The sequence below is a fragment of the Bacteroides caecigallinarum genome (assembly GCF_021531075.1).
Taxonomy (GTDB): domain Bacteria; phylum Bacteroidota; class Bacteroidia; order Bacteroidales; family Bacteroidaceae; genus Phocaeicola; species Phocaeicola caecigallinarum_B.
The window spans coordinates 1-1,944 of sequence record NZ_JADYTJ010000113.1; the positions used below are offsets into that span (position 1 = coordinate 1).

Below are 1,944 nucleotides of genomic sequence, written 5' to 3' on the forward strand. Positions count from 1 at the left end.
ATTATATGCACTGTTATCATCATTTAAATCTCTGAAATTAATAGTGGGATCTGTATACTTCCAGAATAACCAATCGCTACTCGAATGATACTTACCTTCAGAATCATTAATTAACTCCTTTACTCTAGATATGACACTTTGCAATTCTTTATTATCAATCGCTTTTGCATCTTCTATAGATATTATCTTATTGTTATTATCTCTAATTAAAGCTATACAATATGTACGCCAATCAACCTGAACACTATACATCAACCGATATTTATCAAATTCATCTATTTTAAATTCTATTGACTGGTATCTACAGTTTTTACTTTCATGATATTTACGTACATAATTCTTATCTAATGCATATTTATAACCATCAAATGATTTTTTTACGACTTCAGGATATTTATTTTCAATAGCTTTTTCCAATTTTATCCAAAATTCAGTATATAGACCGATTTCCACTTCTTTAATTGCATCCTTATACTTGGGCAAAAAACAGATATACTTTGGATTTTCTTTAATAAGTTCTATCAGTTCATTCTTTTCGTTTTCCATCTGGTGTGTCAATTTTTTAATCAAGTTTCTATAATGTGTTATTCCTTCGCGTATCAGAGGCTTGTCTATTGCTTTACTTCTGCATTCCTCCAGCCAATTCAAAATAAATTCAGAATAGGATATTGTGAAGAAATCTTTACCTTCTTTTATTCGGTTATTTCCTGTTGTTTTTTCTATATCATTAACTTCACCATACAAAGACAAGTATAGCAATAACTTATTTACCCCTGTAATAGACTCCAAGTGGTTATGATAGCGTAGAAGTTGGTTTTCCTGATCGGTTGCATATATTTTATTCTCAATAGCTATATGATGGTTCTTGTCTGATATATAAATATCAATCCTGCCTCCTACATCTTTATTTTCACTAATGGAACCAATATATTTCTCACATTCTACATTTGGGTCACTAAGGTCAAAATCTTTATCCAGATTAAACTGTTGGTTTAATCTGTTGATAAACAGTTTTAGAAATATATCACCCATCTGATGAAGTCCTTTCGGATTAAGCAAGTCTGCTATCATCGCAGAATGTACCCTCGTTTCATCACTGGTCATATTTATTACTCGAAAAAGATTGTAGTTATCACCTTTTTCTTTTCGTATCTGCTCATGTTTTTCTATAAGCAAATGTATTTCATTGAACAACTGTATTAACTTATTCATTTTTTTTATAGTTTTTATATCTGTAGTCTATCCATTCACCTTCTGAATATATTGTCCTATCCAATAGTAATGATAAGACTCGGTAATCAACATATGATAGATTATATTCATTGCTAATCAATATATTATCAAACTTACCAATATATTTATGAAGAATACCAGGATGCTCTTTGAATAGAAAATATGTTTTAATGGCAAGGTCATCGTAGTCAACTATGTTCCTTTTCTTACAGAAACTCCAATAAGAAGCATAAATATCTGACATCCTTTCAAAACTTTCATTACGCCATCTTGCCAATTCATCTACATTTCCATTATCATCAGGCAGGATTAAATTCTTCTTTGCATAGCTGATTTCTTCTTTAACAACACCTAATTTATATATTTTCTTATCAAGCTGCAAAGACCTGATGATATTTCTTAAAATAAATTTACTATCATGAAAATCAATTGTTTTATTTAAAAGTAAGATTTCTTCTTTAAAAATCCTTATATAAAAATTATAGAAAGTCTGTATCCATAATGATTGTCTGTTCTCTTCACCTATACATAAAGCAATCCTTGATTGTAATTCACAAGCATGTTCACAAGTATCTGTAAGAATCAGAATAGAATCAAGATGACTACTTTGATACATTAAATGAACAATTCGACTTGTTATTTCTTGTAAAGTTTCATCATCTTCTTTATTTAAGATATACTGCCTGCCATCTATTTTAGATGTAACAGTAT

Annotated in this window: 2 protein-coding genes; both read right to left on the minus strand. The window is 29.3% G+C overall.

Annotated features, from left to right (window positions below):
* A partial coding sequence (locus I6E11_RS14500; RefSeq protein WP_235338816.1) for a PDDEXK-like family protein occupies nt 1–1,212 on the minus strand: 1,212 nt, incomplete at its 3' end.
* The coding region (locus I6E11_RS14505) for a UvrD-helicase domain-containing protein (protein WP_235338817.1) at nt 1,205–1,944 on the minus strand (740 nt) is incomplete at its 5' end. The genes I6E11_RS14500 and I6E11_RS14505, both read right to left, overlap by 8 nt.